The sequence below is a fragment of the Streptomyces sp. NPDC015139 genome (assembly GCF_043079785.1).
In the GTDB taxonomy this organism is placed as follows: domain Bacteria; phylum Actinomycetota; class Actinomycetes; order Streptomycetales; family Streptomycetaceae; genus Streptomyces; species Streptomyces albidocamelliae.
On sequence record NZ_JBIBUW010000005.1, the window covers coordinates 173,286 to 194,441 of the forward strand.

Annotated in this window: 19 protein-coding genes, 1 pseudogene and 1 riboswitch; of the genes and pseudogenes, 9 read left to right on the forward strand and 11 right to left on the reverse strand. The window is 73.9% G+C overall.

The annotated features are described in order from the left end of the window. Positions 1 to 70: 70 nt before the first annotated feature. The 3 genes and pseudogenes from ACF08B_RS15720 to thiO all read right to left on the reverse strand — a co-directional run. A pseudogene (locus ACF08B_RS15720) lies at positions 71 to 862 on the reverse strand (thiazole synthase); the annotation flags it as partial. A gap of 4 nt (positions 863 to 866) precedes the next feature. Continuing rightward, positions 867 to 1,079: a sulfur carrier protein ThiS gene (gene thiS, locus ACF08B_RS15725; protein ID WP_073892958.1), complete on the reverse strand. Its 213-nt coding sequence runs from the start codon at positions 1,077 to 1,079 to the stop codon at positions 867 to 869. Continuing rightward, the gene (gene thiO, locus ACF08B_RS15730) at positions 1,076 to 2,257 is read right to left on the reverse strand and encodes a glycine oxidase ThiO (protein ID WP_392317850.1); all 1,182 of its coding nucleotides are present in this window, start codon (positions 2,255 to 2,257) and stop codon (positions 1,076 to 1,078) included. Before thiO ends, thiS begins: the two co-directional genes overlap by 4 nt. Continuing rightward, a riboswitch (TPP riboswitch) is annotated at positions 2,255 to 2,366 on the reverse strand. Its footprint overlaps the gene before it by 3 nt. A 53-nt stretch (positions 2,367 to 2,419) precedes the next feature. On the opposite strand from thiO, the gene ACF08B_RS15735 reads away from it, so the two are divergent. The 6 genes from ACF08B_RS15735 (at position 2,420) to ACF08B_RS15760 (ending at position 7,241) form a co-directional block, all read left to right on the forward strand. After that, complete coding sequence (locus ACF08B_RS15735) at positions 2,420 to 2,770, forward strand: hypothetical protein (protein ID WP_093478341.1); 351 nt, start codon at positions 2,420 to 2,422, stop codon at positions 2,768 to 2,770. 32 nt (positions 2,771 to 2,802) lie between these two features. Further along, entirely contained in the window at positions 2,803 to 4,035 is a 1,233-nt protein-coding gene (locus ACF08B_RS15740) for an NAD(P)/FAD-dependent oxidoreductase (RefSeq protein WP_392317851.1), read from the forward strand. Between the two features lie 84 nt (positions 4,036 to 4,119). Continuing rightward, a complete protein-coding gene (locus ACF08B_RS15745; RefSeq protein ID WP_392317852.1) occupies positions 4,120 to 4,485 on the forward strand; it encodes an Rv2175c family DNA-binding protein in 366 nt (121 codons plus the stop codon). Positions 4,486 to 4,576: 91 nt separating this feature from the next. Further along, complete coding sequence (thiE, locus tag ACF08B_RS15750) at positions 4,577 to 5,224, forward strand: thiamine phosphate synthase (protein WP_392317853.1); 648 nt, start codon at positions 4,577 to 4,579, stop codon at positions 5,222 to 5,224. Positions 5,225 to 5,343: 119 nt separating this feature from the next. Continuing rightward, a complete protein-coding gene (gene metF, locus ACF08B_RS15755; protein WP_093478346.1) occupies positions 5,344 to 6,267 on the forward strand; it encodes a methylenetetrahydrofolate reductase [NAD(P)H] in 924 nt (307 codons plus the stop codon). A gap of 56 nt (positions 6,268 to 6,323) precedes the next feature. Then, the gene (locus ACF08B_RS15760) at positions 6,324 to 7,241 is read left to right on the forward strand and encodes a hypothetical protein (protein WP_392317854.1); all 918 of its coding nucleotides are present in this window, start codon (positions 6,324 to 6,326) and stop codon (positions 7,239 to 7,241) included. A gap of 16 nt (positions 7,242 to 7,257) precedes the next feature. On the opposite strand, the gene ACF08B_RS15765 is transcribed toward ACF08B_RS15760, so the two are convergent. The 5 genes from ACF08B_RS15765 to ACF08B_RS15785 all read right to left on the reverse strand — a co-directional run bounded on the left by ACF08B_RS15765 (position 7,258) and on the right by ACF08B_RS15785 (position 13,441). Next, positions 7,258 to 8,766: a phytoene desaturase family protein gene (locus ACF08B_RS15765; RefSeq protein ID WP_392317855.1), complete on the reverse strand. Its 1,509-nt coding sequence runs from the start codon at positions 8,764 to 8,766 to the stop codon at positions 7,258 to 7,260. A gap of 57 nt (positions 8,767 to 8,823) precedes the next feature. Next, the gene (locus ACF08B_RS15770; RefSeq protein ID WP_392317856.1) at positions 8,824 to 9,426 is read right to left on the reverse strand and encodes a DUF4126 domain-containing protein; all 603 of its coding nucleotides are present in this window, start codon (positions 9,424 to 9,426) and stop codon (positions 8,824 to 8,826) included. Between the two features lie 370 nt (positions 9,427 to 9,796). Then, entirely contained in the window at positions 9,797 to 10,426 is a 630-nt protein-coding gene (locus ACF08B_RS15775; protein ID WP_392317857.1) for a TetR/AcrR family transcriptional regulator, read from the reverse strand. Positions 10,427 to 10,473: 47 nt separating this feature from the next. Next, entirely contained in the window at positions 10,474 to 12,558 is a 2,085-nt protein-coding gene (locus ACF08B_RS15780; RefSeq protein ID WP_392317858.1) for a YhgE/Pip family protein, read from the reverse strand. Next, positions 12,530 to 13,441 carry an ATP-binding cassette domain-containing protein gene (locus tag ACF08B_RS15785; RefSeq protein WP_392317859.1) on the reverse strand — a complete coding sequence of 304 codons (912 nt, stop codon included), beginning with the start codon at positions 13,439 to 13,441 and terminating at the stop codon, positions 12,530 to 12,532. The genes ACF08B_RS15780 and ACF08B_RS15785 overlap by 29 nt, the downstream gene beginning before the upstream one ends. A gap of 162 nt (positions 13,442 to 13,603) precedes the next feature. On the opposite strand from ACF08B_RS15785, the gene ACF08B_RS15790 reads away from it, so the two are divergent. From ACF08B_RS15790 to ACF08B_RS15800, 3 genes are all read left to right on the forward strand, one after another. After that, a complete protein-coding gene (locus ACF08B_RS15790; RefSeq protein WP_392317860.1) occupies positions 13,604 to 14,167 on the forward strand; it encodes an SAV_6107 family HEPN domain-containing protein in 564 nt (187 codons plus the stop codon). 123 nt (positions 14,168 to 14,290) lie between these two features. Further along, positions 14,291 to 15,061 carry a methyltransferase gene (locus tag ACF08B_RS15795; protein ID WP_392317861.1) on the forward strand — a complete coding sequence of 257 codons (771 nt, stop codon included), beginning with the start codon at positions 14,291 to 14,293 and terminating at the stop codon, positions 15,059 to 15,061. Between the two features lie 278 nt (positions 15,062 to 15,339). Further along, a complete protein-coding gene (locus ACF08B_RS15800) occupies positions 15,340 to 15,723 on the forward strand; it encodes a DUF3040 domain-containing protein (protein WP_073892929.1) in 384 nt (127 codons plus the stop codon). A 397-nt stretch (positions 15,724 to 16,120) separates the two neighbouring features. Here ACF08B_RS15800 and ACF08B_RS15805 read toward each other — a convergent pair whose 3' ends face one another. Genes ACF08B_RS15805 through ACF08B_RS15815 form a run of 3 tightly spaced genes read right to left on the reverse strand, consistent with a single transcriptional unit; the run spans position 16,121 to position 20,909 of the window. After that, entirely contained in the window at positions 16,121 to 18,511 is a 2,391-nt protein-coding gene (locus tag ACF08B_RS15805) for a DUF3488 and DUF4129 domain-containing transglutaminase family protein (RefSeq protein WP_392317862.1), read from the reverse strand. Beyond that, positions 18,508 to 19,869 (reverse strand): DUF58 domain-containing protein, encoded by a 1,362-nt coding sequence (locus ACF08B_RS15810; RefSeq protein ID WP_392317863.1) that lies wholly within the window; start codon positions 19,867 to 19,869, stop codon positions 18,508 to 18,510. Before ACF08B_RS15810 ends, ACF08B_RS15805 begins: the two co-directional genes overlap by 4 nt. Continuing rightward, the gene (locus tag ACF08B_RS15815; RefSeq protein ID WP_093696071.1) at positions 19,869 to 20,909 is read right to left on the reverse strand and encodes a MoxR family ATPase; all 1,041 of its coding nucleotides are present in this window, start codon (positions 20,907 to 20,909) and stop codon (positions 19,869 to 19,871) included. Before ACF08B_RS15815 ends, ACF08B_RS15810 begins: the two co-directional genes overlap by 1 nt. Positions 20,910 to 21,156: the final 247 nt, after the last annotated feature.

Below are 21,156 nucleotides of genomic sequence, written 5' to 3' on the forward strand. Positions count from 1 at the left end.
GCACGGCGCTCCCACCCGTTGCGCCATTGTGGGGACGGAATGCAGCAGAGCTGTGACTGTCGGGTGACGGGAAGGCGGGGCGCTCGGGGTCCAGCTGCGCGCGCCCCTCGGCCGGGGAGGACGCCTCGGCGAAATGGCGGCGCGGGATCCGCCCCGCCAGCCGGGCCAGCCGGCCGGCCTCGACCGCGTGCCGCATGGCCGCGGCCATCGTCTCCGGCTCCTGCGCCCGCGTCACGGCGGAGGCGAGCATCACGCCCGCGCACCCCAGCTCCATCGCCAGCGCCACGTCGGACGCCGTACCGGCGCCCGCGTCCAGGATCACCGGTACGCCCGCCCGCTCGACGATGAGCTGGAAGTTGTGCGGATTGCGGATGCCGAGCCCCGATCCGATCGGGGAGCCCAGCGGCATCACCGCGGCACAGCCGACGTCCTCCAGCCTGCGCGCGAGCACGGGATCGTCGTTCGTGTACGGCAGCACCGTGAAACCGTCGTCGACCAGCGTCTCCGCCGCGTCCAGCAGCTCCACCGGGTCCGGCAGCAGGGTCCGCTCGTCGGCGATGACCTCCAGCTTGACCAGGTCGGTGCCCAGTGCCTCCCGGGCGAGGCGCGCGGTCAGCACGGCCTCCCCGGCGGTGAAACAGCCCGCCGTGTTCGGCAGCACGCGGATGCCCAGCTTCTCCAGCACCGACAGCACCGAGCCGTGCACGGACGGGTCCACCCGCCGCATCGCGACCGTGGTCAGCCCGGTGCCGGAGGCGGTCAGCGCCCGCTCCAGCACGTCCAGACTGGGCGCGCCGCCCGTGCCCATGATCAGCCGGGAGTCCAGGTGCACACCGCCCAGGACGAAGGGGTCGTCGGCCATCGGTTCAGCCTCCCTGGACTGCGGTGAGTACTTCGACGCGGTCGCCCTCGGCGAGCGCGGTGGTCGCCCACCGGCCACGCGGCACGACCGTCTCGTTGACGGCGGCGGCCACCCCGGAGGGCGCCGCGGTGAGGGTGCGGACGAGGGCGTCGAGAGCGGTGCCCGGGGCGATCTCCCGGTGCTCCCCGTTGACGGAGACGGTGAGGCTGAGGGTCATGCGGACTGCTCCATGAGACGTGCGGGCCGCTCCGGCGGCGGGGCGGTGAAACGCTGGGGCGTGAACGGGCGGGCCTCCTCGGGGAGGTCACCGGTGGCCAGCGCGTGCGCCAGCACGTCCCCGGTGACCGGTGTGAGCAGCACGCCGTTGCGGTAGTGCCCGGTGGCCAGCAGCAGTCCGTCCAGGCCGGACGGGCCGAGCAGCGGGGCGTTGTCGGGGGAGCCGGGCCGCAGTCCGGCCCGGGTCTCGGTCAGCGGGAGCTCGGTGATGCCCGGGACCAGCTCGTGGGCGTCGCGCAGCAGCTCGTACACGCCCCCCGCCGTGACCGTCGTGTCCCAGCCCAGCTCCTCGGTGGTCGCGCCGACGACCAGCTCGCCGTTCTCGCGCGGCACCAGGTAGACGTGGCTGCCGCGGACCACGGCCCGCACGGTCCGGCTCAGGAACGGCGCGAACCGCCGGGGCACGGCCAGCCGCAGCACCTGCCCCTTCACCGGCCGGACCGGCGGCAGCAGCGCGTCCGGCACGCCCGGGAGGCGCCCGCTCATGCTTCCGCCGGCGAGCACGACCTGCTCCGCGCGCAGCTCGGTGCCGTCCGCCGTGGTGACGCCGGCGGCCCGCTCGCGCACGACGTCGAGCCGCTCGGCCCAGGTGCGGTGGAACACCACCCCGGCGTGCTCGCACGCGGCCACCAGGGCCGTCGCCAGCCGCCGCGGGTCGATCTGATGGTCGCCGTCGACCCGCAGTCCGCCGCGCACCCCGGGCGCCAGCATCGGCTCGAGACGCCGGCAGTCGCGCCCCGACAGCCACTCCGACTCCAGGCCCGAGCGCTGCTGGAGCGCGTGCAGTTCCCGCAGGTCGGCGCGGTCGTCGGCGTCCAGCGCGACCGCGAGGGTGCCGCACCGGCGGTAGCCCAGGTCGTGGCCGGTCAGCTCGGACAGCTCGGCCGCGAAGCCGGGATAGCGGCGCGCCGACTCCAGGTTCAGGGCGAGCAGCGTCTCCTCGCCGTAGTGCAGTTCCGTGACCGCGGCGAGCATCCCCGCCGCGACCCGCGCGGCCCCGCCGCCGGGCTCGGGGTCCACCACGGCCGTGGTGAGCCCGCGCTGCGCCGCGCGCCAGGCCGTGACCAGACCGATGATCCCGCCCCCGATGACGAGGACGTCGGACGTACGTGACGACATGGGCGTCCAGCCCCTCCCTTCGCCGGCATGACCCGGATCAGGTTCGTACGGTCGGAGGCCGCCAGCCTCCCTCTCAGCCCGGTGCGTCCGGGCTCCCGCGAGTGCTTGTACGGTGGCCACCCTAGCCCGCCCCGCTCGTCACCCGTAAGGGAGCCCTCCGGCATGCACCGCTCGCTCGACGGTCTGATCCTCGCCCCCGTCGCGGACCAGGCCCCAGGTCAGGTGGGTACCCGCACCCGGTTCGCCTACCACGAGAAGGACGGCGAGGTCTGGGCGGAGTACGCGGGCGGCGAGGTCGTGCGCGGCCATCTGGTCGGGACCCGCGAGGGCGACCGGCTGGACTTCCGGTACGTGCAGCTGCGCACCGACGGGACCACGGCCTGCGGGCACTGCGTGTCCACCGTCGTGGAGCTGCCCGACGGCCGGCTGCGGCTGGAGGAGACCTGGGAGTGGGAGTCCGCTCCGGGCAGCGGTACGAGCGTTGTGGAGCAGGTCACCGAGCACGCCCCCTGACTGACGTTTCGTCAGTTGTCTATGGTGATCGGGTGAGCGAGCAGACACCGCAACAGGGCACGTCACAGGAACGGCGCGTGGTCGTCGTGGGCGCGGGCATGGCCGGGGTGCAGACCGCGGTCGCCCTGCGGGAACAGGGCTTCGAGGGAGCCGTGACCGTCATCGGCGCCGAACCGCACCAGCCGTACGACCGGCCGCCGCTGTCCAAGGCCGTGCTGCTCGGCACGGCCGAGGGCTCCGCCTTCGACGTCGACTTCGAGTCCCTCGGCGTCGAGCTGCGGCTCGGCTGCGAGGCGCAGGGCCTGCGCCCCGCCGAACGCGTGCTGGACACCGAGGCGGGCCCGGTGCCCTACGACGTCCTGGTCCTGGCCACCGGGGCCGAACCCATCACCCTGCCCGGCACCGAGGGCGTACCCGGCGTGCACCTGCTGCGCACCCTGGACGACGCCGAACGGCTGCGGCCCGTGCTGCTCCGGCAGCACGACATCGTGGTCGTCGGCGCCGGCTGGATCGGCGCCGAGTTCGCCACGGCCGCCCGGGAGGCGGGCTGCGCGGTGACCGTCGTCGAGGCCGCCGACCGGCCGCTCGCGGGTGCCCTGCCCGCCGAGGTGGCCGCGCCCATGGCCGCCTGGTACGCCGACAGCGGGGCCGAACTGCGCACCGGCGCGCGCGTGGAGCGCGTCGAACCGGGCGCGGTGGTGCTGACCGACGGCACCCGGCTGCCCGCGGGCGCCGTCGTCGTCGGCATCGGCGCCCGCCCGGCCACCGGCTGGCTGGCCGGCTCCGGCATCGAGCTGGGGCCGCACGGCGAGGTCGTCGCCGACGCCCGCCTGCGCACCGGGGCCGAGGACGTGTACGCGGTCGGCGACTGCGCCTCCTTCCCCTCCGCCCGCTACGGCGAGCGGCTGCTCGTCCACCACTGGGACAACGCCCTCCAGGGGCCCCGCACGGTCGCCGCGAACATCCTCGGCGAGACCCCGGCGCTCTACGACCCGGTGCCGTACTTCTGGTCCGAGCAGTTCGGCCGCTTCGTGCAGTACGCCGGGCACCACGCCGCCGCGGACCGCCTGGTGTGGCGCGGCGACCCGGCCGGCCCCGCCTGGTCGGTGTGCTGGCTGCGCGAGGGCCGGCTGGTGGCGCTGCTGGCGGTGGGGCGGCCCCGCGACCTGGCCCAGGGCCGCCGTCTGATCGAAGCGGGCCGCCGCATGGACCCCGAGGCCCTGACCGATCCGGCCCGCCCCCTGAAGAACGCCAGGGCCGACTGATCGGCGCCGGGGCGGGGCGACCGGCGCCGCGGTCGGCCGCCGGCATCGAGCGGCACCTCGGGTGGAGCGCCTACCCTAGGACTCGTGACCGAGATTGACGCAAAGATCGATGCTCTCGTCCCCGCCTGGCTCACCCTCCCCGACATCGCCGAACAGCTCGGCGTCGAGGTGACGCGTGTGCGGCAGCTGGTCAAGGAGGGCCAGGTGATCGCCGTACGCCGTGGTGAGAACCGGGCGCTGCACGTCCCCGCCGCCTTCATCGACGGGGACAAGGTCGTCAAGGGCCTGACCGGCACCCTGACGCTCCTGCGGGACGACGGCTTCACGGACGAAGAGATGATCGAGTGGCTCTTCACCCCCGACCCCACCCTGCCCGGCACCCCCGCGCAGGCCCTGAGCGAGAATCGCGGCACGGAGGTGAAGCGCCGCGCCCAGGCGCTCGCCGTCTGAGCCCAGCCGCACCAGGGGGGTGGCGTGCGAGCCCCGGGCCCGCACGCCACCCGAGGACCACCAGGTACACCGACCACGGGGGGACCCACGCATGTCCGACACCGCCCGCGCCGCACTCGCCGACGCCCGCCTGTACCTCTGCACGGACGCCCGCCGGGACCGGGGCGACCTCGCCGGGTTCCTGGACGCGGTCCTGGCCGGCGGTGTCGACGTCGTGCAGCTGCGCGAGAAGGGCATGGAGGCCGCCGAGGAGCTGGAGACCCTCCGGGTCTTCGCGGACGCCTGTGCCCGGCACGGCAAGCTGCTCGCGGTCAACGACCGGGCGGACGTCGCGCACGCGGCCGGTGCCGGGGTGCTGCACCTCGGCCAGGGCGACCTGCCGGTCCCCGCGGCCCGCGCGATCCTCGGCGACGACGTCCTGATCGGACGCTCCACGCACGCCGAGTCCGAGGCCGCCGCGGCCGCCGTGCAGGACGGCGTGGACTACTTCTGCACCGGTCCGTGCTGGCCCACCCCCACCAAGCCCGGCCGTCACGCCCCCGGGCTCGACCTGGTCCGGTACACCGCGGGCCTCGGCACCGACCGCCCCTGGTTCGCCATCGGCGGGATCGACCTCGCCAACCTCGACCAGGTGCTGGACGCCGGCGCCCGCCGGGTGGTCGTCGTACGCGCCCTCACCGAGGCGGCGGACCCGGGTGCCGCGGCTGCGGAGTTCTCGAAGCGGCTGCGGCAGCTCTGAGGGCGCCGGGCGTGGCCGTTGTCCGGGATTCTGTCCAATGGGTGGACAGCAAGCCGACAAATCAGCCAAATTACCGGCGTCCGGTTGGGGTACCGCCCACCCCTGGCTAACCTGCCCATATGGCCCTCGGAACCGCATCCACCAGGACTGATCGCGCCCGCACCGTGCGCGACATCCTCGCCACCGGAAAGACGACGTACTCGTTCGAGTTCTCGGCGCCGAAGACGCCCAAGGGCGAGCGGAACCTGTGGAGCGCGCTCCGGCGGGTCGAGGCGGTCGCTCCCGACTTCGTCTCCGTGACCTACGGCGCCGGCGGCTCGACCCGCGCGGGCACGGTCAAGGAGACCGAGCAGATCGTCGCGGACACCACGCTGACCCCGGTCGCCCACCTCACGGCGGTCGACCACTCCATCGCGGAACTGCGCAACATCATCGGACAGTACGCGGACGCGGGCATCCGCAACATGCTCGCCGTGCGCGGCGACCCGCCCGGCGACCCCATGGGTGAATGGGTCCCGCACCCCCGGGGCCTGGCCTACGCGGCCGAACTCGTGCGGCTCATCAAGGAGTCGGGCGACTTCTGCGTGGGCGTCGCCGCGTTCCCGGAGATGCACCCGCGGTCCTCGCAGTGGGACACCGACGTCCAGCACTTCGTGGACAAGTGCCGGGCGGGTGCCGACTACGCCATCACACAGATGTTCTTCCAGCCGGAGTCGTATCTGCGGCTGCGCGACCGGGTGGCGGCCGCCGGCTGCGACACCCCGGTCATCCCCGAGGTCCTGCCGGTCACCAGCGTGAAGATGCTGGAACGGCTGCCCAAGCTCAGCAACGCCCGCTTCCCGGACGCCCTGAAAGAGCGGATCCTCACAGCGAAGGACGATCCGGCGGCGGTACGCTCGATCGGTATCGAGTTCGCCACGGAGTTCTGCGCACGGCTGCTGGCCGAGGGAGTGCCCGGACTGCACTTCATCACGCTCAACAACTCCACGGCGACTCTGGAAATCTACGAGAACCTGGGCCTGCACCACCCCCCGCAGGCCTAGACCGGCCGCACCGCGGTACGACACACTGCGTAGCGGCCACTGGGAGAGGGGCGTACATGGGCTGGACGGTCCTCTACATCGCGTTCGGCGGCGTCGCACTGTGGCTGCTGGGCGAGGTACTGCTGCAGTACAAGGCGCGGCTCCGCTGGCGGCTGCTGGCCTTCGTCGGCTTCCTCGGTGTCGTGCTCGGCGTGCTCATGCCGTCCGTCGTGGTGATCGGCCTCGGCGCGATCGCCTTCGCCATCGGGCAGACCTACGTCACCCTGTCCTTCCGCCGCGGCTTCGCCGCCGGCTGGGCGGTCAAGCGCCCCGACGCCGAGGACGAGGACGAGCCGGGCGGCAGCAAGCGGCGGCGCGGCCGGGCCGACCGGTACGAGGCGGACCCCGAGCTGTCCGCGGCCGGGACGGGCGACGACCGGGACGCCGACCACGGCCCCGAGCGCCCCGGCTACGACGACTACGACCGCGACGACGTCTTCACCCCGGCCCGCTCCGCCGAGCCCACCGCCGCCGAGTCGACCGCCGTCTACGAGCCACAGCCCATGCCCGACGACACCGGCAACTACGGCGTCTACGGCGACACCGCCCACGCGAACGCCGGCCAGCCCCAGGGCGACGGGCAGCAGGCCTACGCCTACGACTACTCCGGCTACGGCCAGCAGCAGGGCTACGCCGGCTACGACGCGGGCCAGCAGGGCTACGCCAACTACTCCGACCCGTACATCGGCAGCCAGTCCTACGGGGACGCCGCGTACGACCCGGGCTACGGGCAGCAGTACGGCCAGCAGGGCTACCAGGACCCGTACGCCACCGGCGGCTACCAGCAGACGCCGGCCGGCGGGGTGTGGGTGCCGCAGCAGCGCACCGACGAGAACTACGGCGGCGAACTCCCGCAGGAGCAGCCCTACCCCTACCAGGCGGGCGGGCAGCAGACCCAGCCCGGCGCCGGGTACGACGAGCAGTACCGCTTCTGAGCCGCCGGGCCCCCGCTCACTGCGAACCGCGGAACTCCGGGCCCTCCACGATCAGTCCGGCCACCAGCGCTCCCGACATGCCCGCGTGCGGCAGACCGCCGCCCGGGTGGGACCAGCCGCCGGCGGCGAACAGGCCCGGCAGCGCGGTGGCGTTGGCCGGGTGCAGCACACCCTCCGGCGCGGCCAGCGCGGGCGGCGGCACCGCACCGCCCGTCGCGCCCGTCTCCCGCTCGGTGTCCAGGGGCGTACGGACCTCCCGCCACAGCACCCGCTCGCGCAGCCCCGGCACCGCGCGCTCGGCGGCGGCGGCCATCCGGTCCGCGAAGGCGTCGGCGGCCCCGGGCGCGGCCCAGTCGTACTCGGTCGCCGCCGGCACCGTCGCCGTCAGCACCACGGACTCGTGCTCCGGGCCGGGACGCAGGGCCGGGTCGTCCGGGCGGTCCACCAGGACCGTCGGCAGCTCGGGCGGCACCCCGTGCCGGAACAGATCGAGATCACCCTCGCCGTCCGCCGCGTGCACCACCGTGCGGTGCACGGCGCCGGGCTCGCGTGCGCCGCGCAGCGCCAGGCACACCACCATCCGGCCCGGGTAGCGGTCCTCGCGCTCCGCCGGCACGTCCCGGGCGCCGTAGAGGTCCCTGCCCGGGAGCATGCCGCCCAGCCGCCAGGGGCCCGTGCCGACGACGAAGTCCGCCTCGGCCGCCGTCCCGTCCGCCAGCTCCACGCCGGCCGCCCGGCCCTCCTTCTCCAGCACCCGGGCGACCTCCGCGCCGAAGGAGAACTCCACCCGCCGCTCCAGGCACCGCTCGTACACCGCGCGGGCCAGCTCCCGGATGCCGCCGCGCACGTACCAGGTGCCGAAGGCGTGCTCCATGTAGGGCAGCACGGCCGCGCTCGCCGGGGCCGTCCCCGGATCGACGCCGTACGCGAGCGCGCAGTCCGCGAGCAGCGCCGCCAGGCGGGGGTCGCGCAGCTCCCAGGCACCGATCTCGTGCAGCTTGAGCGCGCGGCGGGTGCGCAGGAACCGCTTGTGCGGCACGCCCGGATAGGGCTCCTTGCCGTCCAGCACCTGCCAGTTCGGCCACAGCGGCTCCTCCAGCAGCGGCCGGCGCGTGCGGTCCCAGGTCTCGCGGGCCCGCACCAGGAAGTCGCCCCAGCGCTCGCCGGCGCCCCCGCCCAGCGCCTCGTCGAGGGCGGCGACGACTCCCGCGCGCGAGGCGTTCGGCAGGGACACGTCGGTGCCGTCCGCGAAGACGTGCCGCGCGGCCGGGTCGACCTGGACCAGCTCGACGCGGTCCTCGAGCGGCTCCTTGCCGGTCTTGACGAACAGATCGCGGTACACGGCGGGGAGGGTCAGCAGCCCGGGCCCGGTGTCGAAGGCGAACCCGTCCCGCTCGAACCGGCGCACCGCACCGCCGTACGTCTCCGTGCGCTCGTACACCGCCACCCGGTGGCCCGCGACGGCCAGCCGGGCAGCGGCCGCCATCGCGCCCGTCCCGGCGCCGATCACCGCAATCCGTGCCATGCCCGTGACTTTATCGACCGCCACCGACAACCCGGTCGGCGGGCAGCCCGGCGCAGGTCAGGGCGCCCGTGAGGCCAGGCGCCGCTCCTCCCGGCGCTGGGCTCTGCGGCGCAGGAAGCGCCGGATGCGCGACACGAGGAACCACAGCGCCAGCAGTCCGCCGGCCAGCAGGACGGCCGCGACGACGGCCGCCGCCTCCGGGTGGAACATCGCGAACGACACGACGCCGGCCACCCCGAGGTCCTCGGCGAGGCTCAGCACGAAGTTGCTGAACGGCTCCGGCGAGGTGTTGACCGCCATGCGGGTCCCGGCCTTGACGGTGTGACTGGCCAGCGCGGTCGAACCGCCGATCAGCCCCGCGGTCACGTCCGAGACCGAACCGCTCTGCCCGGCGAGCAGCGCGCCCACCCAGGCGCCCGCGAGCGGCCGGACCACCGTGTGCACGGAGTCCCACACCGAGTCGACGTACGGGATCTTGTCGGCGACCGCCTCGCACAGGAAGAGCGCGCCCGCGACGATCAGCACCTCGGGGCGCTGCAACGTCTGCGGGACGTCGTCGCTCACGCCCGTCATGCCGAACAGGCCGAGCAGCAGCACCACCGCGTAGGCGTTGATGCCGCTGGCCCAGCCGCTGGTGAAGACCAGGGGGAGTACGGACACGGAGGCGATCGTAGCCAGCCGGCGCCCCGCCGGGCAGGGCACGCGCGCGGACGGCTGAGTACCCGTACCTAGGCCGCGAGATGAGTACGCGCGCGGATGGGCCCGGGCCGCCGCGGACGGGACAGTGGAGGCACGGCAAGGGGCGGGGCCCCGGCACCGCCGGCACGGGGCGGCGGAACGGTGTCCCGCCTCCTCGCCACTCCTTCCGCCGATCCGTCGGCGGAAGCGAGTCGGGGGACCCGGGGACGACCGCCCACGGGGTCATCGGGGCGGGCCCGTACGGGGGAGTGCGGGACAGCACGGGGGAAGGGGAAGGCGCCGGTCCGGCAGCGGACCGGCGCCTTCCCGTGCGCCGAGGGTGTCCCGGCGCTCAGTTCCTGCCGCTGACCCGGCCCTGCAGCAGCCGGGACAGGGCCGCGTGCACGTCGTCCAGGGAGCGCTCCGGCTGGAAGGACTTCCAGTCCAGGGCGGCCACCAGGACCATGCCGACCAGCGCCGCCGCCGTCAGCTGGACGTCGATCTCGTCGCTGAACTCCCCGGCCGCCACGCCCTCCCGCAGCACCCCCTCGACCACCGCGACGGCCTCCTGCCGGACCACCATCAGCGTGGACTGCCAGGCCCGGTTGGTGCGCCACAGCTCTGCCACGTACAGCTGGGTGAAGGCCGGGTAGCGGTCGATGAAGACCAGACCCGCGCGGACCATCGCGTCCAGCGCGTCCACCCTGCTGCCGCCCTCCGCGGCCGTCCGCTCCGCCGCCTCCCGCAGCGAGGCGGTGAGCAGGCCCACGCCGTGCCGCAGCAGCTCCTCGAAGAGGACCGACTTGCTCGCGAAGTTGTAGTAGACCGTGCCCTTCGCGACGCCCGCCCGCTCGGCGATCTCGTCCACCGTGGTGGCGGAGAAGCCCTGTTCGGCGATGAGCGTGACGGCCGCCTCGTAGAGCTTCTGCCGGGTGGCCTCGCGGCGCGTGCTGCCGCCGGACCTGGTGCTGCTGCTTTCCATGGCCCCGATTGTCACAGGTACGCGCGCGTGCAGGGACGCTTCGGGGATCACAGGCTCAGCTCCGGGTGCAGCCGGTCCAGCGTCCACACCTGGCGGCGCCGGGCCGCGAGGGCGGTCAGCGCCAGCGCTCCCGCGGTGAACACGAGGAGCACGCCGCACGCCTGCCAGACCGGACCGAGCCCGCCGCCCGTGATCAGCCGGCGCAGCGCCTCCACGATGTAGCTCATCGGCAGGTAGGGGTGGATCGCGTTGAAGAAGCCCGGACTGGTCTGCACGGGGTACGTGCCGCCCGCCGAGGTCAGCTGGAGCATCAGCAGGGCGAGGACCAGGATCCGGCCGGCCGCGCCGAACCGGGCGTTCAGCCACTGCACGATCGCCGCGAACGTGGCGGTGACCAGGAACAGGAACCCGATGGTGCCGGCCGCGCGCGGCATCTGCAGACCGATCGCCCAGTGCAGTACGGCCATCAGGGCGCCCACCTGGAGCACGCCCACCGCGGCCACCGGCAGCCAGCCGGCCAGCGCGATCCGCCAGGAGGAGGAACCGGCCGCCAGGGCACGCCGGTTGAGCGGCGGGATCAGCATGTAGGCCACCATCGCGCCGACCCACAGGGAGAGCGGGATGAAGTACGGGGCGAACCCGGTGCCGTAGTTGGGGGCCTTGTGCAGGTCCCGGGAGGCCAGCTGGACCGGGTCGGCCATGACGTCCGTGCGCCGGTCGCGGTCCTGCTTGCCGTAGTCCGGGATCTTCTTCGCGCCGTCGTGCAGCCCGCCGGCCAGCTTCCCCGATCCGTCGGACAGCTTGTACAGGCCGCCGTTCAGCGTCTGGGCGCCCGACTCCGCGGTGCCGATGCCCTTGTCCAGGGCGACCGCGCCGGTGGACGCGGTGCCGAGTCCGGTGTGCAGCTTCTCGGCCCCGGTGGCGACCTGGTGCGCGCCGGTGTTCAGCTTGTTGATCTTCTTGACGGCGTCCTCGACGTCCTCGTGGAGGTGCGGTGCGCGGGCCTCCAGGGCGCGCGCCTGCTTCTGGAGCGTGCCGAGGTTGTCCCGCATCGTCTTCAGGTCGCCGTCCTGGTCCGCGATGAGCGTGTTCAGGTCGTCGGCGACGTCGGCCACGTCGGCGGCGGCGGTCTTGGCCCGCTTCAGTTCCGGGCAGGCCGGGTCGGGGAGCGTGGCGGTCTCGCAGCGCGCCGCGTAGATCTTGTCGAGGACGGCGGAGGAGGCGTGGGCGGCCTTCGCGGCGCCCGGCGCGAGCTTCACGAGGTGGTCGAGGTTGTCCTCGACCGTCTTGGCCGAGTCGGCGACCAGCCTGGCGGTGTCCCCGATGGTCTTCTCGTTGGTCTTCAAAAACGGGCCGGCCTCGGCGTAGACGGGGTTGACTTTGTCGGCGAGCCGCTGGGTGCCGTCGGCGACCTGCCGGGCACCGGTGCGGAGGTCTCCGGAGCCCTTGTCCAGCTTCTTCAGGCCGGTGGCCAGCTTGCCGCTGCCGCCCTTGGCGTCCTTCAGCCCGTCGGCGAGGTCCTTGGAGCCCTTCTCCGCCTTCCCGATGCCGGAGTTCAGCTTGTCGGCGCCCTGGGCGGCCGTGACGGTCTTGTCGTGGATGTCGGAGAAGGACACGAAGATCTTGTCCAGGAAGCCCCGGGAGGCCTTCGTGGACGCGGCCCTGCGCACCTCGCCGAAGACGGTGCGGGAGATCTGGCCGACGATGTAGTTGTTCGCGTCGTTGGTGCGCACCCGGAGGGCGCCGGTCTCGGGGGAGTCGCCCGAACTGGACGCGATCCGGCCGCTGAAGTCGGCCGGCATGGTCAGCGACAGGTAGTAGGTGCCGTCCTCCACTCCCTTGCGGGCCTCTTCGTCGTCGACCTCGTGCCATTCGAAGGTCCGGCTGTCGCGCAGCCCGTCGACGATGTCGTCGCCCGCGGTGATCTTCCTGCCGCCCGCCGTGGCGCCCTTGTCGTCGTTCACCAGGGCCACCGGGATGCGGTCCAGGCGGCCGTACGGGTCCCAGAACGACCACAGGTACAGGGCGCCGTAGAGCAGGGGCAGCACGAGCAGCGCGACCAGGGCGGCGCGGGGCAGCTTCCCCCGTCCGAAACGCCTCAGCTCAAGCGCGGCCAGCCTCGGTGAGCGCATCGCCGGTCCCCTCCTTCGCCTCGATGTCCGGCCCGGCGGTGACCGGTTCGGTGGTGTCCCGCCCGGTGGTGTCCGGCCCGGTGGTGTCCGGCTCTGCGGCGTCCGGCCCGGTGGTGTCCGGCTCCGGCTCGGCGCCCGTGTCCGTGGGGGTGCCTGTGCCCTCCGGCTCGGCCTTGGTTTCCTTCCGCCCGGCGTCCCCCGCCGCGGTCGACACGGTGACGCAGCCCTCGGGAGCGGTGCGGCACACGACCGCGACCGTCGTCCCCGCGCGCGTGAGGGACCGCAACAGGTCCCAGACCTCGGCGCGCTCGGCGTCCGAGAGCTTCGTCTCGATGTCGTCCACGCCGAGCAGCCGGGGCCGGCCCACCAGGGCGAGGGCGACGGACAGGCGCAGCTCCTGGAGCCGCTCCAGGTCGCGCACGGCCGTCCGGGAGCCCTTGGGCAGCGTCTCCGGATCGAGCCCGGCGGCGGCCAGGGCCGCGTCGATCCGCAGCCGCGCCTCGTGCCCGCGCTGGGCGCGGGGCCTCAGCACCTCGCGCAGCGAGTCGCCGAACCTGCTCTGCAACAGGGCCCGTTCGCGCAGGTGCTCGCCCACGGTCAGGGCCGGGTCGAGGTCGGTCACCCCGGCCACGTTGGCCACCGCCGCCACGCGGCGCAACGCCCCCATGTGCCGGGGGAGTTTGAACCCGCCGACCGCGGCCACTCCTTCAGTGGGCTTCATCCGTCCCGTGAGCGCGAGCAGCAGACACGTGCGGCCGGAGCCGGACGGTCCCTCGATCGCGATCAGTGATCCGGGCTGCGCGTCGAAGGTGATGCCGCGAAAGGCCCACCCCCGTGGCCCTTTGAGCCCGAGGCCTTCGGCTGTGACGTCCACGCCGTCCACAAGCCCCCCTGGTTGGCAAATTTGAACTGACTGGTCAGTGCAAAAATACGCCCGAACCTTCGATCGAAGCAAAACCCCAGGTCAGAACGGATTGTCAGTGGCATACCTCACGATGGGCACATACGGCACCTGTGCCGTCACCCAGACGACAGGAGGTTCGTCATGGCCAACTCCTCCGCAGCCGCCGCCCGCCGGCGCCGCGCCACCGGCCCTGCCCCCTCACTGACCGGCCCGGCGAGCGACGTGCACCCCGTGCTCCGCCGGGCCACGGCCCCACCCGCCGCCCTCGACCTGCTCGCCCAGGCCCGCTCCGGCCTGGAGGAGGCCACCGTCCTGGAGACGCCGAACGAGCGTTACGCGACGGCCCACCTCGCCGCCCTGCGCACCGCCGCCGCGGTGCTCGCCGCCCGCGGCCGCCCCGAGACGTCCCCCCGCCGACGGGCCAAGATCCGCAGCGCCTGGGAGGTACTGCCCGAGATCGCCCCCGAGCTGACCGAGTGGAGCGCGCTGTTCGCCGCCGGCGCCGCCCGCCGCGCCCGCGCCGAGGCCGGCATCCAGGGCGCGGCCGGCCGGCGGGACGCCGACGACCTCATACGTGACGTGGCGATGTTCCTCCGCCTCGTCGAGCGGATGCTGGTCCTCCAGCCGGTCCTGCCCCAGCCCCGCCAGGACGCCGGGGAGCGCGACGGACCGGGAGCGCGCGGTGACCTTCCGGACGCGGGCTGATCACCGGAGGTCCGCCGTACGAGACGCACCGGCCGTCCACGGCCGCGGTGACCTGCTCCGGCGGCGGAGGCAATAGGGTGGAGTTCGCCTGAAGCCTTCCGTCCTGCCGAGGAGTCAACTGCCGTGTCGGACCCGATGCGCCCCCGCGTCTCCCTCCGTACCGCCGTGGTCTGGGAGGTCCTGCAGGACGCTCTCGACCGCCGGGTCAAGGCCACGGGGCGGGACGCGCTGGACGTCCTCGACACCGGAGGCGGCAGCGGCAACTTCGCCGTGCCCGTCGCCAGCCTCGGCCACCGGGTCACCGTGGTCGACCCCAGCCCGAACGCGCTGTTCGCGCTGGAGCGCCGCGCCGCGGAGGCCGGCGTCGCCGACCGGGTCAAGGGCGTCCAGGGGGACGCCCTCGGCCTGTTCGACGTGGCCGAGCGCGGCGGCTACGACGTCGTGCTGTGCCACGGCGTCCTGGAGTACGTCGACGACCCGGCCGCGGGCCTGCGCAACGCCGTCGCCGCGCTGCGGCCCGCGGGTGTCCTCAGCCTGCTCGCCGCCGGCCTCGGCGGTGCCGTGCTCGCCCGCGCCCTCGCCGGCCACTTCACCGAGGCCAAGCAGGCCCTGGAAGACCCGGACGGCCGCTGGGGCACCGGTGACCCGATGCCGCGCCGCTTCACCGCCGAGCAGCTCACCGAGCTGGTGGAGAGCGCCGGCCTGAAGGTCGGGGCCGTGCACGGCGTGCGGGTCTTCGCCGACCTCGTGCCCGGCGTCCTGGTCGACACCGAGCCCGGCGCCCGCGACGCGCTCCTCAAGCTGGAGGCCGCCGCGGCCGAACTGCCCGCCTTCCGCTCCGTCGCGACCCAGCTGCATGTGCTCGGCGAGACGCCGGGTGCGGCCGGGGCCTGAGCGCACTGCCGGGACCCCGCCGCTGATCAGGGGCTCGGCGGCGGATGGAGTACGCCACAAGCCCCCCGATCGAGGGGTTTGCGCCGTATGATCGAGGTACACCGCCCGGCATGACGGGTCGGCCGCCGGGGAATGGAAGCCTCAGCGAGTCGGGGTCGTCATGACGGGTTCCGATTGGCCAACTGGCGTAGTGGGGCGGGTTTCACGGGGGCGATTCCCTGCCTATCCTGAAGGGACCCCCCGGGTCGCCCCGGCGACTGCACGATGAGGAGGACTCCGTGCCGCTCTCGGAGCACGAGCAGCGCATGCTCGAGCAGATGGAGCGAGCGCTGTACGCCGAAGATCCCAAGTTCGCGTCGGCGCTTGAGGGAAGCGGACTGCGCACGTACACCCGGCGTCGGGTCTACCAGGCGGTCGCAGGCTTCCTCGTGGGTATCGCGCTCCTCATGGCCGGAATGGTCGCGCAGCTGATCTGGGTCAGCGTGGTGGGTTTCCTCGTCATGCTGGGCTGTGCCGTGCTCGCCGTCACCGGATGGCGCAAGGCGCCGAAACCGGGGGAGCAGCCCGCCGGCGCCGCTCGCCGCCAGGCACGGCCGAAGCGCTCGATGATGGACCGGATCGAGGAGCGCTGGCAGCGCCGCCGGGACGAACAGGGCCACTGACCCGCGGTTCACCGCGGACGACGACAGCGCACCCGAGGGGTGACCACCGGCAGGTGGTCACCCCTCGATCGTGTTCCCGGGGCGGCGGCCTTCCGGCCGTGTCCGCTCCGTGGTGGGCCGGCCGTGTCCTCGCGCGCGACCGGGTCTCACCTGCCCGTCCCCACCTGCCCGTGGCCGCCGTCCTCCCGAGGACGGGCGGCGGCCAGGGGCCCTAGGGCCTGTCGTTCGGATCGTGTCCGCGTCGCGGGGCGTGGCAAGCGCGTCCGCGGCGTTGTCGTCGGTTGTCGACGCTCCGCGTCGCCGCCCTCCTCCGCCTTGCGGCTGCACGCACCACGCCCCGCTCGGGCCGGCCGACAAGGCCCCGTGAGCCAGGCCGGCCTGATCCGAACGGCAGGTCCTAGCTCCGCTGTCCCGACGGCCGGCGCAGCGGCGGCCGGACCGAGGCGGCCCGGGCCCTGAGCGCCGACCAGCGGGCCGACACCGCCCACAGCACCCGTGCGGCCGAGCGGGGCAGGAACAGCGCCCGCAGCCGGGTCCCGGTGCTCACGTTGCCGGCCAGCGCGCCGACCACCTGGCGCACGTCCTGCGCCAGACCCGCCGTGGGGCTCGGCCGGGGAGCGTAGAGCACCTGCTCCACCGCGTCCGCCACCCGGTGCACCGAAGCCCCGGCGGCCGGGTCCAGATGCCCGAGCCGCACGATCCGGGCGGCCGCACCGCGCGGGGTCAGCGACTCGTCCGGCGGGATGCCGTGGTCCCAGGCGCTGTCGGTCAGCTCCTGCCAGACGGCCAGCGTGTGCGCCGCCGCGCCCTCGGGCGTCCGCGCATGTCCGCCCAGTCTCCGGGACCGCGTCCGCGCCCGCCACAGCAGCGGGGACAGCGGGATCGCCAGTGCCACCAGGACCCCCGGCACGATCAGCAGCCACCACCAGGGGCTCGGCCCGCCGTTCCCGGGGTGCGGGGCCGCCGCGGCCGACGGGCTGTCGCAGGCCTGCAGCCGGCGCAGCTCGTTCGCGCAGCTCTCGCTGGGCGAGGCCGCCGCCGAAGGCTCCGACGACGCGTTCTTCGACGGCAGGGCCGGGTCCGGCTGCGCGTCGCCGGGGGTGTCCGACTGGGTGTACGACGGTGTGGTGCCGCGGGTCGGGGTCGGCTCGAAGCGGGTCCAGCCGATGCCCTCGAAGTACAGCTCCGGCCAGGCGTGCGCGTCCCTCTCGCTCACCGACACCGTGCCGTCGGCCTGCGGGGTGCCGGGCGCGAAGCCCACCGCGACCCGCGCCGGGATGCCGAGGGTGCGGGCCATCGCCGCCATCGCGAAGGAGAAGTGGACGCAGAAGCCCTCCTTCTGCTCCAGGAAGTTCACGATGGCGTTCGGACCGCGGCCGACCTTCACCTGGGTGTCGTACTGGAAGCCGCCGTTGACGGCGAAGTAGTCCTGGAGCCGGACGGCCTCCTCGTAGTGGCTCTTCGCGCCCGAGGTGATCTCCTTCGCGGTGCGGGAGACCTCCTTGGGCAGCGAGGACGGCACGCGGGTGTACTCGCGCTCCAGGGCCGCCGGCGGCTCCGGGGCGTCCGCCAGCTGCTCCGCGCTCGGCCGCACGTTCAGGCTGGTCACCTGGTACGTCTCCCCGCGGGTGCTCTGGCCGTGATCGCCGACTACCGTCATCCCGACGGGCTCGTACCGCCACCGGCCGGCGACCTTCACCTCGCTCGGCGGGTAGGGCATCGGCAGCCAGTTCTGCGCGTACCAGTCCGCCGCCGTGACCGTCGTCCGCACCTTGCCGCGTTTGACGTCCGTGCCCAGGCCGACGGGCGTGGGCAGCTCGTCCGGCACCCCGACGACGTGCCGCCGGGCAGGCGTCCAGGTGGTGCCGTCGAACTCGTCGAGGGAGACGATCCGCAGATACAGGTCCGAGATGTCGCTCGTGCTCGTCCGCAGCGACAGCACCCGGCGGTCGTTGTCGGTGTTCAGGCTGTCGCGCAGGGAGACCAGCGGGTTGACCGCGGAGATGGTGCCCCCGTTGCCGTTGCCGTTGCCCGCCCCCACGCCGGTGCCCGCCGCGTCCAGCAGTCCGCCCTGCATCGCGGGCAGGGCCGCCGGCACCAGCAGGGCCACGCCCAGCGCGACCGCGCCGATCCGGCGGCCGGTGCGCACGGGGGCCGCGACGCCGGGGTCCGGTGAGCCCGGGGAGCGGGGCGCGCCGCCGAAGACCCGGCCCCACTGCGCGAGCCGGTCCCGGCCCTCCGCGAGCAGCAGCATCAGATAGCCGGCCGCCGCCACCAGGAACCACAGCCAGTCGGCAGCGCCGTCGGACAGTCCGGCGGCCACCGAGTACAGCGCGAGCAGCGGCAGCCCGGCCGGGGCCGCGCTGCGGAAGGTCACCGCGATCGTGTCCACCAGCAGGCCGATCAGCAGCACGCCGCCGATCAGCATCAGCTTGATGCCGTCGGTGAGCGGCGCCGGTATGGCGTACTGGCTGACGTCGTCCGAACCCTGCTGGAGCAGCTCGGCGAGGTACCGGAAGGTGTCCGGCCCGGGGATCAGCCCGGCGAGGGCGTGCTCCCGTGCGAACACCAGCGTCAGCAGCATCAGGGTGACCAGCGCCTGCGCCGCCACCGTCAGGGGCCGGCCCAGCGGGACCCGTCGGGCCGCCGCTCCCACCCCGGTCTGCACGGCCACCAGCGGCACCAGTTGCAGCAGCCAGGTCGGCTCGGCCACCAGGGGCAGCAGCGCGCAGGAGGCCATCAGCGTGGCCGCGGCGGCGCACAGGGCCAGTCGTGCCCGCCCGCTCATCCCCGTGCCTCCCCGCCGACGGCGGTCAGACCCGAGCGTTCCCGGTCCGCCTGCCGCCACAGATCGTTCAGCGCGGCGCCGCGCGGCACGCTCAGCGCCGTCCAGCCGGCCTCGCGCAGCATGCGCAGCCGCTCCGCGTGCCGGTCACCCGGGCCCGGCACGTCGGTCGCCTCGCGCACCCAGGTGTCCGGGTCCAGCACGAAGGCGACGGCACCGCCGCTGCGCCGGCTCATCTTCGCGACCGTCGTGGCCTGCTCCTCGTCCAGGTCGCCGAGGAAGGCGATCAGCAGCCCCTCGTTGCCGCCGCGCAGCACGTCGTACGCCCGGGACAGGCCCGTGCCGTCGGAGTGGTCGATCACCGCGAGGGTGTCCATCATCAGTCCGGCCGCCTCCGCCGTCTCCTGGCCGGCGCCCGCGAACCCGTCGGCGCCCTCCCCGGGCACCGAGCTCCCGCCGTCCGTCAGCAGGCGGACCGAGAAGCCGCGTTCGAGCATGTGCACCAGCACCGAGGCGGCACCGGCGACCGCCCACTCGAAGGCCGAGTCGGGGCCCGCGCCCTCGTAGGCACCGCCCCGGGTGTCGAGCAGCACGGTGCACCGGGACCGCCGGGGCTGTTCCTCGCGGCGCACCATCAGCTCGCCGTAGCGCGCGGTGGAGCGCCAGTGGACCCGGCGCAGGTCGTCGCCGTAGCGGTAGCCGCGCGGGATCACGTCGTCCTCGCCCGCCAGGGCGAGCGAGCGCTGCCGCCCGTCGCCGTAGCCCATGGCCTCGCCGCTGAACCGGACCGGTGTCAGCGGTTCCACGCGCGGGATCACGGTCAGGGTGTCGTACGTGGAGAAGGACCGGGTCAGTTCGCACATCCCGAAGGGGTCCGTGAGCCGCAGTTGCAGCGGGCCCAGCGGGTAGCGGCCGCGCAGGTCGGAGCGGACCCGGTAGGACACCTCGCGGCTGCCGCCCGGCTCGACCCGGTCCAGCACGAACCGGGGCCGCGGACCGAGGACGTACGGCACCCGGTCCTGGAGCATCAGCAGCCCCGTGGGCAGCCGGGAGACGTTGTCCATGCGCAGGTGCACCCGGGCCTCGCCGGCGGCCGGCACACGCGCGGGGGAGAGCCGGCGGTTCGCGGCCACCCGGTAGCGCGTGCGGTACAGCACCGCCGCGCAGACCAGCGGCAGCGCGGCCAGCAGCAGGCCGACCCGCAGCAGGTCGCTCTGGCCGAGGACGTACGCGCAGATCGCGGCGGCGATCCCGGCGGCCAGGAAGGAACGGCCGCGGGTGGTGAGCCCCGCCAGGGCCGTACGGACGCCGCCCGCCTCCCCGCGGTCGGCGTCCGCCTGTCCGGCCCCCCCGGCGCCCATCACAGACCCCGCGGGGGCTGCTGGGGATAGGCCGGCACGCCGCGGCCGAGCCCGCCGAAGCCGCTCTGCTGTCCGGGCGTCGCGGGCACCGGGGTGTGCTGGAGGATCTCCAGCACCACCTGTTCGGACGTACGGCGGTTCAGCTGGGCCTGCGCGGTGGGCAGCAGCCGGTGGGCGAGGACGGCGACGGCGAGGGCCTGGAGGTCGTCCGGCAGGGCGTACTCCCGGCCGGCGAGGGCCGCGGACGCCTTCGCCGCGCGCAGCAGATGCAGCGTGGCCCGCGGGGAGGCGCCGAGTCTGAGGTCGGGATGGCTGCGGGTGGCCGCGACCAGCTCGACCGCGTACCGGCGGACCGCCTCGGAGACGTGCACCCCGCGCACCGCCTCGACCAGTTTCACGATCTCGTGCGCGTGCGCCACCGGCTGGAGGTCCGCCAGCGGGCTGACCCCGCCGTGCACGTCGAGCATCTGCAACTCGGCCTCGACGCTCGGGTACCCGACGGAGACGCGGGCCATGAACCGGTCGCGCTGCGCCTCGGGCAGCGGGTAGGTGCCCTCCATCTCGACCGGGTTCTGCGTGGCCACCACCATGAACGGGCTGGGCAGTTCGTAGGTCTGCCCGTCGATGGTGACCTGCCGCTCCTCCATGGACTCCAGCAGCGCCGACTGGGTCTTCGGCGAGGCGCGGTTGATCTCGTCGCCGATCACGATCTGCGCGAAGATGGCGCCCGGCTTGAACTCGAAGTCCCGGCGCTGCTGGTCCCAGATGGACACACCCGTGATGTCCGAGGGCAGCAGGTCGGGCGTGAACTGGATACGCCGCACGGAGCAGTCGATGGACCGCGCCAGTGCCTTGGCCAGCATCGTCTTTCCGACTCCGGGCACGTCCTCGATCAGCAGGTGGCCCTCGGCGAGCAGCACGGTCAGCGCGAGTCGTACGACCTCGGGCTTGCCCTCGATCACGCCTTCCACCGAACCGCGCACCCGTTCCACCGTGGCGGTCAGATCAGTGAGGCTCGCTCGATCGTCATAGGTCGTCACCCGGCCCTCCTCGGCCCGTTCATTGCCGGGCCGACGCTCTGTGATGCGAAACCGGCCCACCCCGAAACACGGACACCACGCGGAAACAGTTCCGCGTGACGCCACACCCCGCATTCTTGCTGCCGTTACCGATTCGTGTCACTCGCCTGTGGACAACTGCCCGCACGATGTCGGCCTTACGGCTTTTCCGACCACATTTTCGATACGGGGAGGGCGGGACGGTCCGGGGCGGCCGGCCGGTGCTCCG

Excerpts from the sequence above, each read along its gene's own strand:
- ACF08B_RS15805 (WP_392317862.1), bottom strand. The coding sequence starts at position 18,511 with ATGAGCGGGCGGGCACGACTGGCCCTGTGCGCCGCCGCGGCCACGCTG.
- ACF08B_RS15760 (WP_392317854.1), top strand. The coding sequence starts at position 6,324 with ATGGGCTGGACGGTCCTCTACATCGCGTTCGGCGGCGTCGCACTGTGG.
- ACF08B_RS15780 (WP_392317858.1), bottom strand. The coding sequence starts at position 12,558 with ATGCGCTCACCGAGGCTGGCCGCGCTTGAGCTGAGGCGTTTCGGACGG.
- metF (WP_093478346.1), top strand. The coding sequence starts at position 5,344 with ATGGCCCTCGGAACCGCATCCACCAGGACTGATCGCGCCCGCACCGTG.
- thiE (WP_392317853.1), top strand. The coding sequence starts at position 4,577 with ATGTCCGACACCGCCCGCGCCGCACTCGCCGACGCCCGCCTGTACCTC.
- ACF08B_RS15735 (WP_093478341.1), top strand. The coding sequence starts at position 2,420 with ATGCACCGCTCGCTCGACGGTCTGATCCTCGCCCCCGTCGCGGACCAG.
- ACF08B_RS15790 (WP_392317860.1), top strand. The coding sequence starts at position 13,604 with ATGGCCAACTCCTCCGCAGCCGCCGCCCGCCGGCGCCGCGCCACCGGC.
- thiO (WP_392317850.1), bottom strand. The coding sequence starts at position 2,257 with ATGTCGTCACGTACGTCCGACGTCCTCGTCATCGGGGGCGGGATCATC.
- ACF08B_RS15765 (WP_392317855.1), bottom strand. The coding sequence starts at position 8,766 with ATGGCACGGATTGCGGTGATCGGCGCCGGGACGGGCGCGATGGCGGCC.
- thiS (WP_073892958.1), bottom strand. The coding sequence starts at position 1,079 with ATGACCCTCAGCCTCACCGTCTCCGTCAACGGGGAGCACCGGGAGATC.
- ACF08B_RS15775 (WP_392317857.1), bottom strand. The coding sequence starts at position 10,426 with ATGGAAAGCAGCAGCACCAGGTCCGGCGGCAGCACGCGCCGCGAGGCC.
- ACF08B_RS15810 (WP_392317863.1), bottom strand. The coding sequence starts at position 19,869 with ATGGGCGCCGGGGGGGCCGGACAGGCGGACGCCGACCGCGGGGAGGCG.